General features: G+C 70.6%; 14 protein-coding genes. 11 read left to right on the top strand and 3 right to left on the bottom strand.

The annotated features are described in order from the left end of the window. Positions 1 to 1,140 (bottom strand): ferric reductase-like transmembrane domain-containing protein (locus tag QMK30_RS24045; protein WP_502963212.1); only part of this gene is annotated, 1,140 nt, incomplete at its 3' end. 476 nt (positions 1,141 to 1,616) lie between these two features. Between QMK30_RS24045 and leuS the strand changes: the two genes are divergently transcribed. The 6 genes from leuS to QMK30_RS24015 all read left to right on the top strand — a co-directional run bounded on the left by leuS (position 1,617) and on the right by QMK30_RS24015 (position 11,486). Beyond that, positions 1,617 to 4,493, top strand: a complete 2,877-nt coding sequence (leuS, locus tag QMK30_RS24040; RefSeq protein ID WP_283520383.1) for a leucine--tRNA ligase — start codon at positions 1,617 to 1,619, stop codon at positions 4,491 to 4,493. A 175-nt stretch (positions 4,494 to 4,668) separates the two neighbouring features. After that, entirely contained in the window at positions 4,669 to 5,457 is a 789-nt protein-coding gene (locus QMK30_RS24035; protein WP_283520382.1) for a hypothetical protein, read from the top strand. Between the two features lie 370 nt (positions 5,458 to 5,827). Next, entirely contained in the window at positions 5,828 to 6,673 is an 846-nt protein-coding gene (locus QMK30_RS24030) for a DegV family protein (RefSeq protein WP_283520381.1), read from the top strand. 151 nt (positions 6,674 to 6,824) lie between these two features. After that, on the top strand, positions 6,825 to 7,982 hold the full coding sequence (locus QMK30_RS24025) for a ComEA family DNA-binding protein (protein WP_283520380.1): 1,158 nt from the start codon (positions 6,825 to 6,827) through the stop codon (positions 7,980 to 7,982). After that, positions 7,979 to 10,495: a ComEC/Rec2 family competence protein gene (locus QMK30_RS24020; RefSeq protein ID WP_283520379.1), complete on the top strand. Its 2,517-nt coding sequence runs from the start codon at positions 7,979 to 7,981 to the stop codon at positions 10,493 to 10,495. The genes QMK30_RS24025 and QMK30_RS24020 overlap by 4 nt, the downstream gene beginning before the upstream one ends. 169 nt (positions 10,496 to 10,664) lie before the next feature. Next, entirely contained in the window at positions 10,665 to 11,486 is an 822-nt protein-coding gene (locus QMK30_RS24015) for an arylamine N-acetyltransferase family protein (protein WP_283520378.1), read from the top strand. A 42-nt stretch (positions 11,487 to 11,528) separates the two neighbouring features. On the opposite strand, the gene QMK30_RS24010 is transcribed toward QMK30_RS24015, so the two are convergent. After that, a complete protein-coding gene (locus QMK30_RS24010; RefSeq protein ID WP_283520377.1) occupies positions 11,529 to 11,774 on the bottom strand; it encodes a hypothetical protein in 246 nt (81 codons plus the stop codon). 180 nt (positions 11,775 to 11,954) lie between these two features. Between QMK30_RS24010 and holA the strand changes: the two genes are divergently transcribed. Then, positions 11,955 to 12,938 (top strand): DNA polymerase III subunit delta, encoded by a 984-nt coding sequence (holA, locus tag QMK30_RS24005; RefSeq protein ID WP_283520376.1) that lies wholly within the window; start codon positions 11,955 to 11,957, stop codon positions 12,936 to 12,938. A gap of 255 nt (positions 12,939 to 13,193) precedes the next feature. On the opposite strand, the gene rpsT is transcribed toward holA, so the two are convergent. Further along, on the bottom strand, positions 13,194 to 13,460 hold the full coding sequence (gene rpsT / locus QMK30_RS24000) for a 30S ribosomal protein S20 (RefSeq protein WP_283520375.1): 267 nt from the start codon (positions 13,458 to 13,460) through the stop codon (positions 13,194 to 13,196). A 215-nt stretch (positions 13,461 to 13,675) separates the two neighbouring features. On the opposite strand from rpsT, the gene lepA reads away from it, so the two are divergent. From lepA to hemW, 4 genes are all read left to right on the top strand, one after another. Beyond that, the gene (lepA, locus tag QMK30_RS23995) at positions 13,676 to 15,550 is read left to right on the top strand and encodes a translation elongation factor 4 (RefSeq protein ID WP_283520374.1); all 1,875 of its coding nucleotides are present in this window, start codon (positions 13,676 to 13,678) and stop codon (positions 15,548 to 15,550) included. 281 nt (positions 15,551 to 15,831) lie between these two features. Further along, complete coding sequence (locus QMK30_RS23990) at positions 15,832 to 17,721, top strand: AMP-dependent synthetase/ligase (RefSeq protein ID WP_283520373.1); 1,890 nt, start codon at positions 15,832 to 15,834, stop codon at positions 17,719 to 17,721. 10 nt (positions 17,722 to 17,731) lie between these two features. Continuing rightward, positions 17,732 to 17,887, top strand: a complete 156-nt coding sequence (locus QMK30_RS23985) for a hypothetical protein (RefSeq protein WP_283520372.1) — start codon at positions 17,732 to 17,734, stop codon at positions 17,885 to 17,887. An 81-nt stretch (positions 17,888 to 17,968) separates the two neighbouring features. Next, a complete protein-coding gene (gene hemW / locus QMK30_RS23980; protein WP_283520371.1) occupies positions 17,969 to 19,201 on the top strand; it encodes a radical SAM family heme chaperone HemW in 1,233 nt (410 codons plus the stop codon). The last annotated feature ends 28 nt before the right edge of the window (positions 19,202 to 19,229 follow it).

The raw sequence follows: 19,229 nt of genomic DNA, 5'->3' as shown, positions 1-19,229 counted from the left end.
TACGGCGGGCGCGGGCGGCGGGGGCGAGGGGGTGGGCCAGCGGCTGGAGGGGGGCGCCGACTGGACCGGGATCTCCTCGGTCATCGGGATCTGCTCCGCCAGGGGAATCCGCTCGGCGTACGCGGAGGCGTAGGGAGCGGAGGGGAATCCCTCGGAGAAGGAGTCGGACGAGAAGGAGTCGGACGACGGCGCGGGGCCCGACACCGCGCGGTACGCGGCCGATATGCCGGTGTCCGGCGCCGAGTTGTAGTCGGCGGAAAGGGACGGCCCTGCCTCGTACAGCGGTGGCGCGGGGGGTGCCAGCCGGTGCGGATCATGCTGCGGACGGAACAACTGCTGTTGCTGGGGCTGTTGCCGCTGACCGCGCTGCCCCTGCGAGGGCACCTGCCCGGCGCCGGGCAGCGGGGAGAGCGCTGCGTCGCGCGGCCCCGGGGCGGGCGCCTGGCGTACGGAGCCCGAGGTCACCATGGCCACGATCCGGTCGGCGACGTTCCGCTTGACCGGGGGCGGGAGCAGCCGCAGCGAGAGGGCGCCGACGACCGTCAGCAGCGACAGGGAGTACATCGCGACCACCCAGGTCGCGGCCGGCCGGCCCGCGTACAGGCCGTGCATCAGGGCCGAGGCCCAGGCCGGGTACGCCACCATGTGCACCGCGCGCCAGCGGCCCGCGGTTTTCCCGGGGGTCGCGAAGGCGCTGCGCAGCGCACCGGTCGAGGCGGCGACGATCATGAGGAAGCCGGCCAGCGAACCGAGACCGATGAGTCCCGAAGTGCCGCTGATACCAAGGCCGAAGGGGATCAGGGCGCCGATGAGCTCGACGTGCCCGAGCGAGACCTTGACGGTCGCGTGCAGCAGCAGGAAGCCGAGCGAGGCGATCGCGGTGGCCCGGTGGATGCCCTGCGCGAGCAGCCGGTGGCGTGGCTGCAGCAGCAGCCGGTCCCTGGCCAGCAGGCCCCACGCGACGGAGGCTGTCAGGGAGACCAGGGACAGAACACCGGTGGTGAAATCGAGCGTGGCGCGCAGACTCTCGCTGCCGAGAACGGCGAGCAGGGGTATGAGAATCAACGCGACGGCGGTCAAGCCTCCTTGTGCGGGACGGCTCAGTGCGGGGAGCGAGCGGATCTTGCGATGAGGATTCATGGGGGGGCGACTCCGAATGGTTCGGCAAAGTGGTCCCGTTGCCGCATGCTAAGTCGCTGCATACCAGCCGGTACGCGGTTTGAAGGTTTAGCGAGGGAAGTGTGGGAAAACTTGCTCGAATGTTGCCCCGGATAGGGCCGATACGCGGAGTAACCCCGATGGCGGGAGTGGTGGAAGCCACTCCCGTCAGTCGCCGATGTGTTGTTTTCGCGCCCTGTCCACCGGCCGGAACCTTGATGCGGCCCGTACAAGCCCTGGGGTACCCTGACGCCATGCGTGCCGTACGCCTTCTGCTTAGCGAGCCGCGCTGATCAGTCCCAACGGATGAAAGATCCGGTCGGAATCGGCGTGGCGTCCCCTCCTGTGCGAGGGGTTTTTTCATTCGCTGGATGACACGACCTGTATGCCGCAGCCGTGTGCCGCAGCCTGAATTTCGCAGCCGCTGTGCAGAGACGATCGATGGAGCTTTGAGGACCATGAGCGAGACGAATTCTGCTGCCGAGGTGGCAGCTCCGCACCGCTATACGGCCGCGATGGCCGCCGACATCGAGGCACGCTGGCAGGACTTCTGGGACGCCGAGGGCACCTACGAGGCGCCCAACCCCAGTGGTGACCTGGCGGGCGACGCGGCCCTGGTCGCCAAGCCCAAGAAGTTCATCATGGACATGTTCCCGTACCCCTCGGGGTCCGGCCTGCACGTCGGACATCCGCTGGGCTACATCGCCACCGATGTGTACGCCCGCCATCAGCGCATGACCGGGCACAACGTGCTGCACACCCTGGGCTTCGACGCCTTCGGCCTGCCCGCCGAGCAGCACGCGGTCGCCACCGGCACGCACCCGCGGGTGTCGACCGAGGCGGCCATGGACAACATGAAGCAGCAGCTGCGCCGGCTGGGCCTGGGGCACGACAAGCGCCGCTCGTTCGCGACGATCGACCCGGACTACCACAAGTGGACCCAGTGGATCTTCCTGCAGATCTTCAACTCCTGGTACGACAAGGAGGCGAACCGCGCCCGGCCGATCGAGGAGCTGGTGGCGCAGTTCGAGAGCGGGCAGCGCACGACGCCGGACGCGCGCCCCTGGAGTGAGCTGAGCGCGGGGGAGCGTGCCGAGGTCCTGGGCGAGTACCGCCTGGCGTACGCCTCGGAGGCCCCCGTCAACTGGGCCCCCGGCCTGGGCACCGTCCTGGCCAACGAGGAAGTCACCGCCGACGGACGCTCCGAGCGCGGCAACTTCCCGGTCTTCAAGGCCAAGCTGCGCCAGTGGAACATGCGCATCACCGCCTACTCGGACCGCCTGCTGGACGACCTGGACGGGCTGGACTGGCCCGAGGCCATCAAGCTGCAGCAGCGCAACTGGATCGGCCGCAGCGAGGGCGCGCGGGTCGACTTCCCGGTCGGCACGGGCGGCGACCGCATCACCGTCTTCACCACCCGCCAGGACACCCTGTTCGGCGCCACTTACATGGTGCTGGCGCCCGAGCACGAGCTGGTCGGCAGGATCGTCCCGGCAGCCTGGCCCGAGGGCACGCACGACGTGTGGACCGGCGGGCACGCCACGCCGGGCGGGGCTGTCGACGCGTACCGCGCGCAGGCAGCGGCGAAGTCCGATGTCGAGCGGCAGGCCGAGGCGAAGGACAAGACCGGCGTCTTCACCGGCGTATACGCGACCAACCCGGTCAGCGGCGAGCAGGTCCCCGTCTTCATCGCCGACTACGTGCTGATGGGGTACGGCACCGGCGCGATCATGGCCGTACCGGCTCACGACAGCCGTGACTTCGCCTTCGCGCGCGCCTTCGAGCTGCCGATGCGCTGCGTCGTCGAGCCGACGGACGGACGCGGCACGGACGCGGCCGAGTGGGACGACGCCTTCGTCACGTACGACGCGAAGATCGTCAACTCCACCGGCGAGCAGATCGCGCTGGACGGGCTCGGTGTCGTCGACGCCAAGGCGAAGATCACTGACTGGCTGTCCGCACAGGGTATCGGCGAGGGAACGGTCAACTACCGGTTGCGCGACTGGCTGTTCAGCCGCCAGCGCTACTGGGGCGAGCCCTTCCCGATCGTCTACGACGAGAACGGCACCGCGCACGCTCTGCCCGCTTCGATGCTGCCGCTGGAGCTGCCCGAGGTCGAGGACTACTCGCCGCGCACCTTCGAGCCCACCGACGCGGACACCAAGCCGGAGACCCCGCTGTCGCGCAACGAGGACTGGGTCAACGTCACCCTGGACCTGGGTCTGGGCGACGGTCCCCAGCGATACCGGCGCGAGACCAACACCATGCCCAACTGGGCCGGTTCCTGCTGGTACGAGCTGCGCTACCTGGACCCGCACAACAGCGAGAAGCTGGTCGACCCGGCCATCGAGCGGTACTGGATGGGCCCGCGCGAGGGCATGCCGCACGGCGGTGTCGACTTGTACGTCGGCGGCGCCGAGCACGCCGTACTGCACCTGCTGTACGCGCGGTTCTGGTCGAAGGTGCTGTTCGACCTGGGGCACGTCTCGTCGTCCGAGCCGTTCCACAAGCTGTACAACCAGGGCATGATCCAGGCCTTCGTCTACCGGGACAGCCGTGGCATCGCGGTGCCCGCGGCGGAGGTCGAGGAGCGCGACGGCGCGTACTACTTCCAGGGCGAGAAGGTCAGCCGCGTCCTGGGCAAGATGGGCAAGTCCCTGAAGAACGCCGTCACTCCTGACGAGATCTCCGCCGAGTACGGCACGGACACTCTGCGCCTGTACGAGATGGCGATGGGTCCCCTGGACGTCTCGCGGCCGTGGGACACGCGCGCGGTGGTCGGCCAGTACCGGCTGCTGCAGCGGCTGTGGCGCAATGTCGTCGACGAGACGACCGGTGACGTCACCGTCGTGGACTCCGAGCCGGTCGAGGACACGCTGCGTGCCCTGCACAAGGCGATCGACGGCGTCGGCCAGGACCTGGCCGGGCTGCGCTTCAACACCGCCATCGCCAAGATCACCGAGCTGAACAACCACCTGACCAAGGTGGGCGGCCCGGTGTCGCGGTCGGTGGCCGAGCGGCTGGTGCTGCTGGTCGCGCCGCTGGCCCCGCACGTCGCCGAGGAGCTGTGGCGCAAGCTGGGACACACCGATTCCGTGGTGCACCATGACTTCCCGGTGGCCGACCTGGCGTATGTCGTGGACGAGACCGTGACCTGCGTCGTGCAGATCAAGGGCAAGGTCAAGGCGCGCCTGGAGATCTCCCCGTCGATCGGTGACGAGGAGCTGGAGAAGCTGGCCCTTGGCGACCCCGCGGTGGTCGCGGCGCTGGGCGGCGGCGGCATCCGCAAGGTGATCGTGCGGGCGCCCAAGCTGGTCAACATCGTCCCTGCCTAAGGACATCGCCGCCGGGGAAAGGTGGCGGGATTCGCGGGCATGGGTGCTTTCCCCTACGGGCAGGTTGGGGGTTCCGATGGAACCCTCGGCCTGCCCGCTCCGTTTACGGTGGAGAGACACGCATACCGAGTGGATCGACTACCGACTACCGACTACCGAGGACGGAAGGGCGCTCATGGAGGCCGTGATCGTGATCCTGATGCTGCTCTTCGTGTCATTCGTGGTGCTGGGGGTGTACGTGGGGGTGAAGGCCGTCGGTGCGGCGAAGCGCGGCGTCGACCGCACCCTCACCCAGGCCCGGCGCACCGTCGAGGACACCAGCCTGCGGGCGAAGAGCCTCGGGCAGCCCGGCGTCGCCGGGGAGCTGGCGCAGCTGAGGCTCTCACTGCGTACGTCGATGAGGGCCACCCAGGAAGCACTGCGCAGGGGCGTGGCCCAGGACGCCTCGCTCTCGGAGTCGATCGGGCTCTTCGACCGGCTCAGTGAGCACGGGCACGAGCTGGACGATGAGCTGAAGCGCCTGGAGCGCGAGCCGGACAAGGCACGCGTCTCCACGCTGGTGCCGGACCTGCGGGAGCGCACGGAGCGGGTGACGCACGCCGCGGACTCGCTGCGGTGGGCGGCGCGGGACCGGGCGCGCCAGTTCGCCGACGACGACCTTGCGGCGCTGAGCGCGCAGATCGATGTGGAGTCGGGTGCGCTGCGGCACTGGGAGAAGGAGCCCGGCGCGGACACCTCCTGGCCCGCCCCGGAACCGGCTGCGGGGACTGCCCCGGCGCAGACCTGGCAGGACGAGTCCGACGGCAGGGCGGAAGCCGCCGAAGCCGCCGAAGCGGCGGAGGCCGCGGGCTCTGCGGGGGAATCGGGCCGGGCTGCAGGGCCGCAGGCCATCACCGCCCGCGACCCACAGCGGCAGACCACCTACCCGTGGCAGAAGACGGCCCGCCCGGAGGGAACGGTCTGATCCGGCGGAGGATGCGCCCCCTGCCGGTGGAGGCGGCCGCCCTTGATCGGGAAGGCGGAGTGGGGAGTGCCGTCCGATCCGGGAGGGCGCAGCGCCATCCGACTCGCGACGGCGTAGTGCCATCCGATCCGGTGGAGGATGTGTTCTGCGATCCGGTCCGTCAAATGGGGGATTTGCCCTGCGATTCGGTGGGGGATGCGCTCTGTGATCCGCTAGCGGGATGCGCCGTTCGGTCCGACGGTCCGTCGGTCCGTCGGTCCGTCGGACCGGAGCCGGCGGGTCCGGAGCGGTGCGTCTGCGCGCCGCTCGCCCGGACCGCTGCGAGAGGCCGGGCTGCCGCCGGGCGCCCTCGGCGGGTAATCTCCCGCTCATGTCCCGCCATGTCGCGATCGTCACCGATTCAACGGCCTACCTGCCTCCGCAGGCGATGGAGCGGCACAGCATCACCGCGGTGCCGCTGACCGTCGTCCTCGGCGATCAGGCCTACGAGGAGGGCACCGAGATCTCGGCCCGCTCGCTGGCCCTGGCGCTCCAGAAGCGGCGGTCCGTCACGACATCCAGACCGAGCCCGGAGGTCTTTGCCGCCGCCTACCGTGCGGCCGCGGAGGCCGGTGCGACCGCGATCGTCTCGCTTCATCTGTCGGCCGAGTTCTCCGGCACCTACGACGCCGCCGTGCTCGCCGCGCAGGACGCGCCTGTGCCGGTACGGGTGGTGGACACCGGGATGGTCGCGATGGCCCTGGGATTCTGCGCCCTGTCGGCGGCCGAGGTCGCCGACACGGGCGGCTCGGTGGACGAGGCGGTGGCCGCCGCGGAGAAGCGCGCCGAGGAGACCTCCGCGTACTTCTATGTGGACACCCTGGACTACTTGCGCAGGGGTGGCCGCATCGGCGCGGCCCAGGCACTGCTTGGCTCTGCGCTCGCGGTGAAGCCGCTGCTCGAGCTGGACGGTGGGCGGATCGAGATGCTGGAGAAGGTCCGTACGGCGTCCAAGGCCATTGCCCGGCTGGAGGAGATCGTGGTCGAGCGGGCGGGGACGCGGCGCGTCGACATCGCGGTGCATCACCTGGCTGCTCCGGAGCGGGCCGACCGCCTGGCGGAGCGGCTGCGTGAGCGGGTGCCGGGGCTGGCCGACCTGCACGTCAGTGAGGTGGGCGCGGTGATTGGGGCGCACACCGGGCCCGGGCTGCTGGGGGCTGTGGTCTCGCCCCGCTGATGGCCGGAGGGTGATCGCCGGAGCGCGATGGTCGGAGCGTGATGCTCGGCCCCGCTTCGAGCGGTGGCCGAGTTATCCACAACCGGCTGGTTTTCCACCGGAATTGACCTTGATCAGCGGTGTCGACCGGATGTGTCTACCGTCTCGTGGCATGGCTCTTCGATCACACTCCGCAACCAGTGGCCCGGGTCGCGCCCCGGCCTCGGACGTCCGCACCCGACACGGCCACGGACGCCGTCGGCGGCTGCGCCGCCCGGACCTGGAGACTCCCGCCGCGATGGCGCTGCGCCGCCGCGCGGAGGCGCTCTTCGAGGCCGACCCGTCGCCTGCTCCAGGTGCCTCGACGGTGGGTGGTGCGAGTCGTTCGGTGCTTCCCGCGCCGAGTCCTGAGTTCCGGGAGCCGGGTCCTCCCCGTAGGCCCAGTTGGGCGCGTCGGCCCGGGGCGGGGCCGCAGGCGGGCGGCGGCGACTCGGCTTCGCGGGGCAGGGGCGTCCCGTCGGCGGTGCCGGGTCCGGATGCGGCCGACGCGCGGGACGACCGTTCCGACGTGGATCCGGAGGCGGGTGCGGCTGCGGGTGTGGCGCGGGGTGCGCGCCTGCGGATGGCGCTGCGGGAGCGGCTGCCGGTGTGGGTGCAGTCGCGCTGTGGGCTCGAACCTAGGTCGCTGGCCGCTCTGGTCGTCGTTCTCGTCGTGGCGGCGATCTTTGCCGCCCAGCACTTCTGGGCGGGGCGGCCGGACCAGGTAAGGCCGCCGGAAAGGGTGGGGGAGGGACAGTCGGCGGTGGAGCCGGGACCCGCGCCGGGTCTGCCGCCGACTGCCCCCACCGGGGCATCCGGGTCCACCGGGTCATCCGGGCCGCCCGGCACGCGCGTCGTCGTCGATGTCAGTGGCAAGGTCAGGCAGCCGGGCGTGCGCCGGTTGCCTGCGGGGTCACGGGTAGCCGACGCGCTGCGGGCCGCGGGTGGCGCCAAAGACGGCGCGAACACCACGGGGCTCAATCGGGCACGCCTGCTCATCGACGGAGAACAGGTGGTGGTGGGTGCCTCAGCCCCGCCCAGCGCCCCTGCTGCCCCCGGGACCGTCGGCGCACCGGTCGCCGACGGCGCGACCGGGGCCGGTCCGATCACTCTCAGCACCGCCACCGTCGAGCAGCTTGAAACTCTCCCCGGGGTCGGCCCCGTGCTGGCCCAGCACATCGTCGACTACCGCACGCAGCACGGCGGTTTCCGTTCCATCGGCGAGCTGCGCGAGGTCAATGGGATCGGCGACCGCCGGTTCGCGGACATCCAGCCGCTGGTACGACCATGACGCGACCGGCGGCTGACGCCCGACCCGCTGCGCACACCGATTCCGGTCACCGGCTCGGCGCTTCCGACCCCAGGCAGGAGGGCCCCGTCGATCTGAGGCTGGTGCCGCCCGCGCTGGCCGCGTGGGCCGCGGCGGCGGTCGCAGTGGGGGCGTCGGGCCGCTGGGTGGCGGGGTTCGCCGGGGCATGCCTGGCCGTTGGGGGCGTGCTGTTGGCGTTCGGGGCCGTCCGGACGGCTGCCCCGCAACGCAGGCTGAACGCCACCGCCGGCGGCGCGGCGCTCCTGTGCGCGGCAGCAGCCGCCGTCTCGGCCGGGCTGCACGCAGCCGACCTCCACCGGGGCCCGGTCCCGGAGCTGGCACATCGGTACGCCGAGGTGACAGTGGAGCTGACGGTGACATCGGACCCGCGCCCGACCAGGCCGCGGGTACGGGGTGATCACACCGCGGCGAGGCCGCTCATGTTCAATGCCGACCTCACGCGCGTCGTTCGGGCAACCGGCGCGGACCGAGCGGCCACCACAGTTCGTACGCCGGTCCTGGTGATCGCACCTGCCCGCGGGCCCACCGCAAGGTGGCAGCGGCTCCTGCCCTCCACCCAACTCCGGCTGTCCGTACCGCTCGCGCCGCCCTCGCCCGGTGGCGGCGGCGACCGGATCGCCGCCGTTGTGCGAGTGCGGGGCACCGCGCCGCCCGAGGTCATCGGCCCGCCGACTGCCTTGCAGCGCATGGCCGGAGACCTCCGGGCGGGGCTGCGTGAGGCGACCGACGGGCTCGATCCCGACGCGCGGGCGCTGCTGCCGGGGCTGGTCGTCGGGGACACGTCGCGGGTGCCGCCGGAGCTGCACGAGGCTTTCGAAGCCACCGACCTCACACACCTGCTCGCCGTCTCCGGGAGCAACCTCACCATTGTGCTGATCCTCCTGGTTGGGCCGCCCGGCACCGCCCTGCGGGCCGAGCGCGGCGGGCTCGCTCCTCGGCTCGGCATCCCGCTGCGCGCGACCGCGTTGCTCGGCGGAGCGCTCACGCTGGCCTTCGTGGTGGTCTGCCGACCGGAGCCGAGCGTGCTGCGGGCCGCCGCGTGCGGCCTCATCACCCTGCTCGCGATCGGTACGGGCCGGCGCAGGCAGCTGATCCCCGCCCTGGCCGCCGCCGTCCTGCTGCTAGTCCTGTACGACCCGTGGCTCGCCCGCAGCTACGGCTTCGTCCTCTCCGTCCTGGCCACGGGCGCCCTGCTCACGATCGGCCCGCGCTGGAGCGCCGCACTGCTACGCCGTGGCGTACCGCCCCGCCTCGCCGAGGTGCTGGCCGCGGCGGCTGCCGCCCAGGCCGTGTGCGCGCCCGTTGTGGCGATGATGGCGGCACGGGTCAGCCTGGTGGCGATCCCGTGCAATCTGCTCGCCGAGTTCGCGGTGGCGCCGGCCACCGTGCTCGGCTTCGCGGCGCTGGCGGCGGCCCCGCTGGCGATGCCCGTGGCCGAGGCGCTGGCCGGGTGCGCGGGGTGGCCGGCCGGGTGGATCGCCTCCGTCGCCCGCACCGGAGCGGCTCTGCCCGGGGCGGAGGCCGCCTGGCCGGACGGTTGGCGCGGTGGGCTGCTGCTCGCAGCCGTGACGGCCGTCGCTGTGCTTTCCGCACGCCGGGTGTTGAACCGTCCCTGGCTGAACGCCACCATTGTGCTGGTCCTGCTGCTCGTGGTCCTGCGGCCCGCGCCGCTCACCAGGTTCGTCACCGGATGGCCGCCGCCGGGCTGGTCGTTCGCGATGTGCGACATCGGCCAGGGCGATGCCTCGGTCCTCGCGGCCGGTGACGGCACGGCCGTGGTCGTGGACGCGGGCCCCGACCCGCGCCGCGTCGACCGCTGTCTGCGGGAGCTCGGTGTCACCCGCGTTCCTCTCGTCGTACTTACCCACTTTCACGCCGACCACGTGGCGGGGCTGCCCGGCGTGCTGCGCGGCCGGTCTGTGGGGGAGATCCGTACGACCACGCTTCAAGAGCCGCTGGAGCAGAGCGCGTTCGTACGCAGGACGGCAACTGCGGCCCGGGTGCCCGTCCTCACCACCTGGCCGGGTGAGCAGCGCCGTATCGGGGCGCTGTCCTGGCGCACGCTGTGGCCGCCTCCCGCACCGGCCTTGACGCGCGAAGAGGCGAACGACGCCAGCGTCACGCTTCTCGTCCGTTCCGCGGACCTCACGCTGCTGCTCCTCGGCGACCTCGAACCACCCGCTCAACGGGGCCTGTTGAGGAATCATCCGGCACTCCCACCGGTGGATGTACTCAAGGTCGCGCACCACGGCTCGGCACACCAGGACCCGGCCCTGCTCGCCCGCGCGAGCCCCCGGCTGGCTCTGGTCTCCTGCGGGCGTGGAAACACCTACGGGCATCCCTCGCCCCGCACGGTCGCCGCCCTCCGCGCCGGGGGCGCCACCGTCCTGCGCACGGACACGGACGGGGCGATCGCGGTGACCGGCGCAGGTCCGACCCTGCGCGCCATGCCTGCGGGCCCGGACATGCCATGAGGTAAGCCGGACATGCCATGAGGCCCGACACGCGAGGAGGCCCGACACGTCACGAGGCCGGGCACACTGCCTGAGGCAGGCCGGCATGCCATGAGGTCCTATGTCGCTCCGGGCCTGATGACTTACGGCGCTTCATGGTGGAGGGCCGCCTCCGCGCCAGACTTTGGGTATGGACCTTGAACTGACCGACGCCTATCTCCGCCGCATCGGAGCCGCCAGACCGGCGGAGCCTGACGCCGAAGCCCTGCGGGACCTGCAACTTCGGCATTTGCGGAGCGTTCCCTTCGAGAACCTCTCCATCCATCTCGGCGAGGACATCGTGCTCACCGAGAAGCCGCTCATCGACAAGATCGTGACGGCTCGCCGCGGTGGCTTCTGCTACGAAATGAACGGCGCCTTCGCCGCGTTGCTCAGCTCGCTCGGCTTCGGAGTGACCCTGATCCAGGCCCGTGTCATCGGCCCCGAGGGCGAGCTGGGTATCCCGTACGACCACCTGGTCCTGCGCGTCGAAACCAGCGACCGCGTAGCCAGCGCAAGTGCCAGTTCCGGAACCGGTCCCTGGCTCGCCGATGTCGGGTTCGGAGACCACAGCCACCACCCGCTTGCCCTCGACGAGCGGGGCGACCAGCGGGATCCTCGCGGTACGTTCCGGATCGTGGAGGGCCCCGACGGCGACCTCGACGTCTTCCGGGACGGCACGCCGCAGTACCGACTCGACATGCGCCCCCGGGTCCTGGCCGACTTCACGGCGGGTTCCTGGTGGCACCGCACCTCGCCCGCCTCCCACTTCACCCGGTCCCTCGTCTGCTCCCGCCTCGCCGATGACGGGAGTGCCCGCCTCACGCTCAGTGGCCGCAGGCTCGTCACCACCGTGGACGGTGAGCGTACCGAACAGCCCCTCGCCACCGACGCCGAAGTTCTCGCCGCCTACCGCGACCACTTCGGCATCGCCCTCGACCGGGTGCCCGTGGTGCGCACGCCGGCCGATTGACCCCGGGGCCTCGCAGGAAGAGCCGACCGCCGGTGCGGCCGGTCAGGGTGCTTCGAGCCACCCGCCGTACTCCGCGGCGAACGCGTCCAGCGCCCCGGCGTCCAGTCGGCCTCCGGGGTCTTCCACCACGACCAGCCACTGAGCGTCTTCGGCGTCGTCCTCACCGGCGAGCGCGTCCCGTACGAGCTGGGGCTCCTCGCCGACGCCGAAGCGGTCGGCCAGCTCTCCGGCGACCTCGTCGGCGGCGTCGCGGTCGGGCAGGACCAGTACATGGCGCACATCGTTCACCCGCACATTCTCCGGCACGGTTCCCCCGCCCGGTTCTCCGGCACGGTTCCCCCTGCCCGGTTCTCCGGCACGGTTCCCCCTGCCCGGTTCTCCGGCACGGCCCTCCGGGCGAACGACAGCGGACGTGCTGCCGAAGCACCGTCGCAGCGCTGTCAGTGGCTCATGGGATGCTGGACCACGATGGCCACCAGGAAGAATTCGACCGACGATCCGCTCGCCCCCCTGACCCTCGCCGTGGGGCAGGAGGACCTGCTGCTCGACCGCGCCGTGCAGCAGGTGGTGGCGGCGGCCCGCGCCTCCGACGCCGACACCGATGTGCGCGACCTCGCATCCGACCAGCTCCATCCCGGCACCCTGGCCGAGCTGACCAGCCCCTCGCTCTTCGCCGAGCGAAAGGTCGTCATCGTGCGCAATGCGCACGACCTCGCGGCCGACACGATCAAGGACGTGAAGTCCTACCTCGACGCGCCCGCCGAGGAGATCACCCTTGTCCTCCTGCACGCGGGAGGGGTCAAGGGCAAGGGGCTGCTGGACGCCGCCCGCAAGGCGGGCGCCCGCGAGGTGGCCTGCCCCAAGACGACCAAGCCTGCCGAGCGCCTGTCGTTCGTGCGCTCGGAATTCCGCGCTCTGGGCCGTTCGGCGACCCCCGAGGCGGGCCAGGCCCTGGTCGACTCCATCGGCAGCGACCTGCGCGAGCTGGCCGCGGCCGTCTCGCAGCTCGTCGCGGACGTCGAGGGCACGATCGACGAGTCCGTCGTCGCCCGCTACTACACGGGTCGCGCCGAGGCCTCCAGCTTCACGGTCGCCGACCGCGCGGTGGAGGGCAGGGCCGCCGAGGCGCTGGAGGCGCTGCGCTGGTCGCTGTCCACCGGCGTTGCCCCCGTCCTGATCACCAGCGCCCTCGCCCAGGGCGTCAGGGCCATCGGTAAGCTGTCGTCGGCCCGCGGTGGCCGTCCCGCCGACCTCGCGCGTGAGCTGGGCATGCCGCCCTGGAAGATCGACCGCGTCCGGCAGCAGATGCGCGGCTGGACGCCGGACGGTGTCGCCCTGGCGATCAGGGCCATCGCCGAGGCCGACGCGGGCGTCAAGGGCGGCGGTGACGACCCGGAGTACGCGCTGGAGAAGGCCGTGGTCGCGGTCGCCCGAGCCGCCCGCGACACGTAACCCCGAAGGCCCGCAGCACGTAGCCCCGGTAGGGCCCCGCAACACGCAGCGTCTGAACGAAGAGCAAAAAACGACAAAGGCCCCGACCACCGTCCTGTGAAGGACGGGAGGTCGGGGCCTTTGCCGGAAGCCTGTGAAAGCTTGGTGCACCGCACGCGCGTGGCGAACGCGTCCGTGTGCGGCGCGGAGGTGCCGGATCAGGAGCGGAAGAGAGGGCCCGCTGAGTCCCTACCGGCGGTCATGCGAAGAAAGTGCTCAGCCCTGCAGGGTGGCAACCTTGGACGCCAGCGCCGACTTCTTGTTGGCGGCGGCGTTCTTGTGGATGACACCCTTGGAAACGGCCTTGTCGAGCTTCTGCGACGCTTCACGGACGGCCACATTGGCCTTGTCCACGTCACCGGCTACGAGGGCCTCGCGGGCCTTGCGGACAGCGGTCTTGAGCGAAGACTTGACGGCCTTGTTACGCAGGCGCGCCTTCTCGTTCGTCTTGTTCCGCTTGATCTGGGACTTGATGTTCGCCACGAAAGAGCCTCTACAGGTTCGTTGGATCCTCGATGAGTACCTCGCCACCTGAGACGGTCACGAGGCACAGCTGCCCAGAGTACCAGTGGCCCACCAGGCGGCCCAAACCGAGCACCGGCCCCGGTCCGTGGGACCATGGGAGCTACGTATCGATCCCCATCTCGATCCACATCGACCGAGCGAGACGCCCGGCGTCTCAAGAATCAGGACCCTGCGTGCCCGCGACTCCTCTCCACGTGCCCGAGCCGAGCCGTACCGACCCGGCGCTGATCCGCAATTTCTGCATCATCGCGCACATCGATCACGGCAAGTCCACGCTCGCCGACCGGATGCTCCAGCTGACCGGCGTCGTCGATGCGCGGCAGATGCGTGCTCAGTACCTCGACCGGATGGACATCGAGCGCGAGCGTGGCATCACGATCAAGTCCCAGGCCGTACGGCTGCCCTGGGCGACCACCGAGGGTGGGGACATGGGCAAGACCCATGTCCTCAACATGATCGACACCCCCGGCCACGTGGACTTCACGTACGAGGTCTCGCGTTCGCTCGCGGCCTGCGAGGGCACGGTCCTCCTGGTCGACGCCGCGCAGGGCATCGAGGCGCAGACCCTCGCCAACCTCTACCTGGCGATGGAGAACGACCTCACCATCGTCCCGGTGCTCAACAAGATCGACCTGCCGGCCGCCCAGCCCGAGAAGTTCTCCGAGGAGCTGGCGAACCTCATCGGCTGCCAGCCGGAGGACGTCCTGAAGGTCTCCGCGAAGACCGGCGTCGGCGTGGACGCGCTCCTCAACCGTGTGGTGCGTGACGTGCCGGCCCCGATCGGCGACGCCGATGCCCCGGCCCGCGCGATGATCTTCGACTCGGTGTACGACGCGTACCGCGGCGTCGTCACCTATGTCCGAGTCATCGACGGCCAGCTCAACAAGCGTGAGCGCATCAGGATGATGTCGACCAACGCCACCCACGAGCTGCTGGAGATCGGTGTCTCCTCCCCGGAGATGACCCCGTCCGACGGCATCGGCGTCGGCGAGGTGGGCTACATCATCACCGGCGTGAAGGACGTCCGTCAGTCCAAGGTCGGTGACACGATCACCTCCCTGCACAAGGGCGCGACCCAGGCACTCGGCGGGTACAAGGAACCGAAGCCGATGGTCTTCTCGGGCCTGTACCCGATGGACGGCTCGGACTACCCGGAGCTGCGCGAGGCCCTCGACAAGCTCCAGCTCAACGACGCCGCCCTGGTGTACGAGCCGGAGACCTCCGCGGCGCTGGGCTTCGGCTTCCGCGTCGGCTTCCTTGGCCTGCTCCACCTCGACGTGGTCCGCGAGCGTCTTGAGCGCGAGTTCGGCCTTGAGCTCATCGCCACCGCGCCCAACGTGGTGTACCGGGTGGAGATGGAGGACGGCACCGAGTACATCGTCACCAACCCGAGCGAGTTCCCCGAGGGCAAGATCGACAAGGTGCACGAGCCGGTCGTACGGGCCACGGTCCTCGCCCCCAGCGAGTTCATCGGCGCGATCATGGAGCTCTGCCAGAACCGCCGCGGCACGCTGCTCGGCATGGATTACCTCTCCGAGGACCGCGTCGAGATCCGCTACACGCTGCCGCTCGCGGAGATCGTCTTCGACTTCTTCGACAACCTGAAGTCCAAGACCCGCGGCTACGCCTCGCTCGACTACGAGCCCACCGGCGAGCAGGCCGCGTCGCTCGTCAAGGTCGACATCCTGCTGCACGGCGACAAGGTCGACGCCTTCTCCGCCGTCACGCACAAGGACAAGGCCTACGCGTACGGCGTACGACTCGTCGCCAAGCTGCAGAAGCTCATCCCCCGGCAGAACTTCGAGGTGCCGATCCAGGCGGCCATCGGCTCGCGGGTCATCGCCCGTGAGACCGTGCGGGCCATCCGCAAGGACGTCCTCGCCAAGTGCTACGGCGGCGACATCTCCCGTAAGCGCAAGCTGCTGGAGAAGCAGAAGGAAGGCAAGAAGCGGATGAAGATGGTCGGCAACGTGGAGGTCCCGCAGGACGCCTTCATCATGGTGCTGTCGACCGACGACTCCGCGGGGGACAGCAAGGCCAAGAAGTAGCCCCGCCGTCCAGCGGAAGCGCCCTCCGGCTCCGGGGGGCGCTTTTCGCGTGCATGGCGAGGCGGGCGGCATGGCGAATGTCACGGTGTGAGTCACCGTGGCCGCCCATGAGGAGTGCCCCGTGGCGTCGAGCCGCAACGGGTCCGTTCTGTTATGAAAGCTACGACCCGCAGCCTCTTACGCCCCGAACGCGAGCGCCTTACTCTGATCACGACTCGAAGGTTACTCGCCAGTTAAACAAGCCAGCCGTCATGCAAGATGCCGCAGGCCCGGAGGACGTCGTGAGCGACACACAGACCTTGATCGAGAACCGGCCGCCGTCCGTGGCGACCCTCTTCATTGAGCGCGTTGGCGCCACGCCCGACGCCGAGGCCTACAGGTATCCGGTACCTGCCGCTTCCGGGCAGGGGCCGGACAGCTGGAAGTCGCTCAGCTGGGGCCAGGCCGCCGTGCGGGTGTACGCGATCGCGGCCGGGCTGATCGAGCTGGGCGTCGGCCCTGAGGAACGGGTCGCGCTCGCCTCCAACACCCGCGTCGAGTGGATCCTCGCCGACCTCGGCGTAATGTGCGCCGGGGCCGCGACGACGACGGTCTACCCGTCGACCAAGGCCGAGGAGTCGGCGTACGTCCTGGCCGACTCCGAGAGCCGGGTGCTGATCGCTGAGGACGCGACGCAGCTGGCCAAGGCGCGCGAGAAGCGGGCCGACCTGCCGAACCTCGCCCATGTCGTGGTCATCGACGCCGAGGGTGTGGAGCCCGTCGAGGGCGACCCCGACGGCTGGGTGCTCTCGCTCGCGGACCTGGAGGCGCGCGGGGCGGCGTACCTGGAGAAGAACCCGCAGGCCGTCACGGACCGGGTGGCCGCGATCAACGCCGACCAGCTCGCGACGCTCATCTACACCTCGGGCACCACGGGCCGCCCCAAGGGCGTACGGCTGCCGCACGACTGCTGGTCGTACATGGCCAAGGCCACGGTCGCGACCGGCCTGATCACCGCGACGGACGTGCAGTACCTCTGGCTGCCGCTCGCGCACGTCTTCGGCAAGGTGCTGACCTCCGGGCAGATCGAGGTGGGGCACGTCACCGCCGTGGACGGCCGGATCGACAAGATCATCGAGAATCTGCCGATCGTGCAGCCGACGTACATGGCCGCGGTGCCGCGGATCTTCGAGAAGGTCTACAACGGGGTCGCAGCCAAGGCGCGGGCCGGTGGTGGCGCCAAGTACAAGATCTTCCTGTGGGCGGCCGGTGTCGCCCGCGAGTACGCCAAGGTCACCCAGGACAACTTCCGACGTACGGGCACGGCATCGGCGCCCTTCGCGCTGACCGCCAAGCACAAGGTCGCCGACACGCTCGTCTTCGCCAAGATCCGCGAGGCCTTCGGCGGCAATCTGCGCGCCTGCGTCTCGGGCTCGGCGGCGCTCGCGCCCGACATCGGCTTCTTCTTCTCCGGCGCCGGCATCCACATCCTGGAGGGGTACGGGCTCACCGAGACCAGCGCCGCCTCCTTCGTGAATCCGGGCGAGGCGTACCGCACCGGCACGGTCGGCAAGCCGTTGCCCGGCACGGAGGTGCGCATCGCGGACGACGGCGAGATCCTGCTGCGCGGCCCCGGCGTCATGCAGGGCTACCACGGGCTGCCCGAGAAGACCGCCGAAGTGCTTGAGCCCGACGGCTGGTTCCATACGGGGGACATCGGCGAGCTGTCCGTGGACGGGTACCTGAAGATCACGGACCGTAAGAAGGACCTGATCAAGACGTCGGGCGGCAAGTACATCGCGCCGGCCGAGGTCGAGGGCCAGTTCAAGGCGGTGTGTCCGTTCGTCTCCAACATCCTGGTGCACGGCGCCGACCGGAACTTCTGCACCGCGCTGATCTCCCTCGACGAGCCGACGATCCTCGGCTGGGCCGAGGAGAACGGCATGAAGGGCAAGTCGTATGCCGATGTGGTCGCCTCCAAGGAGGTCCTGGAGCTGATCGACGGCTATGTGAAGCGGCTCAACGAGGGCCTGCAGCGCTGGCAGACGATCAAGAAGTTCCGGCTGCTGCCGCGCGACCTGGACATCGAGCACGGCGAACTGACGCCCAGCCTCAAGCTGAAGAGGCCGGTTGTCGAGCGTGAGTACAAGAACCTGATCGAGGACATGTACGCGGGGTCGCGGGAGGCCTGAGGGGCGGCGGATGTTCGACGACGGGGACGGGCTCGCGGCGGCGCTGGGGCGGTGCGCGGGGCTCAGCGCGCAGGGGATCGTCGAGCGGATCATGCGCGAGGTGTACGACTTCTCGCCGGTGCCGCTCGACGACGATGTGGCGCTGCTGGTGCTTCAGGCGCTGTGAGGGACTGCCCCCGGCCTCATGCGCGCCCCCGTCCCTGGCCGGGCGGCGCCGGGACCTGCGGCGGCCTGGGACACTGGGGGAATGCCTTCCGTACTGCCCGATGGTGAGCCCGTGCCCGACGACGGGGCGCTGCCTCTCCATGCCCTGGACGGTGCGCGGGAGCGACCGCTCGGCTTCTACCTGCATGTTCCGTACTGTGCGACCCGCTGCGGCTACTGCGACTTCAACACCTACACGGCGACCGAGCTGCGCGGCTCCGGCGGTGCGCTGGCCTCCCGGGACAACTACGCAGACACGCTGATCGACGAGATCCGCCTCGCCCGGAAGGTGCTGGGCGACGACCCCCGGCCGGTACGGACCCTGTTCGTGGGCGGGGGTACGCCGACCCTGCTGGCGGCGGGTGATCTCGTACGGATGCTGGGGGCAGTCCGGGACGAGTTCGGGCTGGCCGACGACGCCGAGATCACGACCGAGGCGAACCCGGATTCGGTGGACCCGGCGTATCTGGCGGCCCTGCGGGAGGGTGGCTTCAACCGGGTCTCGTTCGGGATGCAGAGCGCGAAGCAGCACGTGCTGAAGGTCCTGGACCGTACGCACACCCCTGGGCGCCCCGAGGCGTGTGTCGCGGAGGCCAGGGCGGCGGGCTTCGAGCATGTGAACCTGGACCTGATCTACGGCACGCCGGGGGAGTCCGACGCGGACTGGCAGGCGTCGCTGGACGCGGCGATCGGGGCCGGGCCCGACCACGTCAGTGCCTACGCGCTGATCGTGGAGGAAGGGACCCAGCTGGCGCGGCGGATCCGCCGGGGTGAGGTCCCCATGACGGACGACGATGTGCACGCCGACCGGTATCTGATGACGGAGTCGGCGCTGTCCGCGGCCGGTTTCGAGTGGTACGAGGTGTCGAACTGGGCCACTTCGGAGGCCGCGCGGTGCCTGCACAACGAGCTGTACTGGCGCGGCGCGGACTGGTGGGGCGCGGGACCCGGCGCGCACAGCCATGTGGGCGGTGTGCGGTGGTGGAACGTCAAGCACCCCGGCGCGTACGCGCAGGCGCTGGGGGAGGGCCGGTCGCCCGGGGCGGGGCGCGAGGTGCTCCCGGCGGAGGACCGGCGCGTCGAGCGGATTCTGCTGGAGCTGCGGCTGGTCGACGGCTGCCCGGTCTCGCTGCTCGCCCCCGCGGGGCTGGCCGCGGCGGAGCGGGCGGTAAGGGACGGGCTCCTGGAGGCCGCCCCTTACACGGCCGGGCGGGCCGTGCTGACGCTCCGGGGGCGGTTGCTGGCGGACGCGGTGGTTCGGGACCTGGTGGACTGACCTCTTCGCGGAGTGCGCGGGTGTGGGG

Source organism: Streptomyces sp. H27-C3 (genome assembly GCF_030063415.1).
Taxonomy (GTDB): domain Bacteria; phylum Actinomycetota; class Actinomycetes; order Streptomycetales; family Streptomycetaceae; genus Streptomyces.
The sequence above is the reverse complement of the archived record's forward strand: the minus strand, read 5'-3'. Positions and strand labels throughout refer to the sequence as shown.

Coding starts and splice junctions, on each gene's coding strand:
- holA (WP_283520376.1), top strand. CDS start 11,955: ATGGCCACCAGGAAGAATTCGACCGACGATCCGCTCGCCCCCCTGACC.
- leuS (WP_283520383.1), top strand. CDS start 1,617: ATGAGCGAGACGAATTCTGCTGCCGAGGTGGCAGCTCCGCACCGCTAT.
- QMK30_RS24020 (WP_283520379.1), top strand. CDS start 7,979: ATGACGCGACCGGCGGCTGACGCCCGACCCGCTGCGCACACCGATTCC.
- QMK30_RS24015 (WP_283520378.1), top strand. CDS start 10,665: ATGGACCTTGAACTGACCGACGCCTATCTCCGCCGCATCGGAGCCGCC.
- hemW (WP_283520371.1), top strand. CDS start 17,969: ATGCCTTCCGTACTGCCCGATGGTGAGCCCGTGCCCGACGACGGGGCG.
- QMK30_RS24025 (WP_283520380.1), top strand. CDS start 6,825: ATGGCTCTTCGATCACACTCCGCAACCAGTGGCCCGGGTCGCGCCCCG.
- QMK30_RS24035 (WP_283520382.1), top strand. CDS start 4,669: ATGGAGGCCGTGATCGTGATCCTGATGCTGCTCTTCGTGTCATTCGTG.
- QMK30_RS24030 (WP_283520381.1), top strand. CDS start 5,828: ATGTCCCGCCATGTCGCGATCGTCACCGATTCAACGGCCTACCTGCCT.
- QMK30_RS23985 (WP_283520372.1), top strand. CDS start 17,732: ATGTTCGACGACGGGGACGGGCTCGCGGCGGCGCTGGGGCGGTGCGCG.